The sequence below is a fragment of the Moorena sp. SIO4A1 genome (assembly GCF_010672065.1).
Classification (GTDB): domain Bacteria; phylum Cyanobacteriota; class Cyanobacteriia; order Cyanobacteriales; family Coleofasciculaceae; genus Moorena.
In genome coordinates, this window is record NZ_JAAHHX010000390.1 from 1 (window position 1) to 1992 (window position 1992).

General features: G+C 43.2%; 2 protein-coding genes. Both read right to left on the minus strand.

What is annotated here, in order from left to right; translation table 11 throughout:
* Positions 1 to 475: 475 nt before the first annotated feature.
* A complete protein-coding gene (fldA, locus tag F6K53_RS38595; RefSeq protein WP_293085125.1) occupies positions 476 to 991 on the minus strand; it encodes a flavodoxin FldA in 516 nt (171 codons plus the stop codon).
* 685 nt (positions 992 to 1676) lie between these two features.
* The coding region (locus F6K53_RS38600; RefSeq protein ID WP_293085127.1) for a photosystem I reaction center subunit XI at positions 1677 to 1992 on the minus strand (316 nt) is incomplete at its 5' end.

Below are 1992 nucleotides of genomic sequence, written 5' to 3' on the forward strand. Positions count from 1 at the left end.
TGTCATTAATGTTGACCGTTAACGATCAACTGTCAGTGGTAAATAGTCAACGGTCAACGTAGCTAGCTTTATAAAATAGAGACGGTTTTCAGGTGTAAGCATATGCGCTACTTGAGGTGCTACTTGAGGTGCATATGCGCTACTTGAGATGCTACTTGAGGTGCATTCAGCCAAAGGCCTATGGCCAGGGAGCAGGTCAAATTCGTAGAACAAATGTACTAAAAACTCATGACTGGTACTGAAGCCCCGAAAACACTGTAGTTCAAGGGTTTGTAGTTCAAGTGTTCTTACAAAATTGACCTGCTCCCTATGGCCAGGCTACGGTAACAGTTTATGCCAATAGCGCACATTACTTGAGCTGCTTTTGAATAAAATAAGCTGTTCGCGTAGCGTGGCCATAGGCCAACGGCTGTTCGCTTAGCGTGAGCGAAAAGCTCACGGCTGAATGCTTACCAGCTTAAAACGGTTGTAAAAACTAAACTCCAAACTCTGGTTTGATTTGGGCTACCCAAGTTTTTATCCGTTGTTCAGTCAGTTCAGACTGGTTATCGTCATCGAGGGCAAGACCAATAAACTTACCATTTTTGAGAGCTTTTGATTCATTAAATTCGTACTCTTCAGTCTTCGGCCACTGTCCAACGGTGGTACCCCCCAATTCGGATATTTTGGCTTCTATAATACCAATGGCATCCATAAAGTTATCAGGATAGCCCTGCTGGTCTCCAGTCCCAAAGTAGGCAACTTTCTTACCACTAAAGTCGATACTATCTAGCTCCTCAAAGTAGCCATCCCAGTCAGCTTGTAATTCCCCAATATCCCAAGTAGGACAGCCGATGATGATATTGTCGTACTTTTCAAAATCGCTATTTTCAGCATCTTCTATTTTATGTATTGTGACGACATCATCACCGCCAAGTTCTGTTTGAATTTCCTCAGCTGCCGCCTCAGTTTTACCAGTTTGAGAGCCGACGAAAAGACCAATTTTTGACATTTTTATTTACTCCTAAATTGATGTTGATTAGATGGTGTAAGCATTGAGCAATCAGTGATCAGCTATTTCTAATCACCCTCTAGTTTAGGGTAAAGTGCTCTTTAACTCAATCCCTAAGTTTTACTTGATTCAAAATCTGGCTGACTGCTGTTCGCTGTTCGCGCAGCGTGCGCGTAGCGCATATACTTACTAGATGCTTGAAAAACTAAGTAGTATGCTTGCTGTGCTTAGTGGTTAGCGAGGTAGTAGAGAAGCAGTTACGTCTTCGATATCCCCACAGGATACTCACTCAGTCAGTATGGTTTCCTCCAGCATTGGCATCTGTTGCCGACAGTGGCAGCAATACCAGTAAATGCTAGTTGCTAGTGGAGACATCCATCGTGGTTATGGCATCCGTCTTTATCAACGCCCTCTAGGTCGTTTCTAGTTTATCACTAAATTTTATCAATAAACTGAAACCAAAAGGAGGGCATATTGTCTGTTCCAATAGTTTAGGTCAAAGTTGCACTTAACCTGGCTGTCACTATGGGACGGATGAACGGTTAGTTATATCTAAGCTAGGGAAAAGAGATAATGGGGTTAGGGTTGACATGGCTTCCTAGCCCCAAACAGCTCCTATTTTAAGAAGCCTATAGAATGCTCCATTAATTACTCTAGCATTTGTTGAAACTTTTTAGCAACTAATTCAACTCATCATTCCCTGAATCATACTGAGGTTATTAACCAGCAGATAGGCAAAAATCGCTCCTCCAGCGCCACCAACTAGAAAAGCTCCAGCAAACTGACTCCATCCGTCAGCAGTTTGGATAGTTTCTGGTACCTCGGGTACCCTGGTAACGAATGTGGGTCGAGGTACAGTTTTTAGCTCTTTCTTAAAGGTGACTGTACCGTAGATTGATAGGCCGATGGTCGCGATTACAATCAGAGCAATGGCTGCTGTTACACCAGCTAAGTTTGCCATCTGTGAATCCCGCAACGGTCCTAATTTGGCAAACGGACCA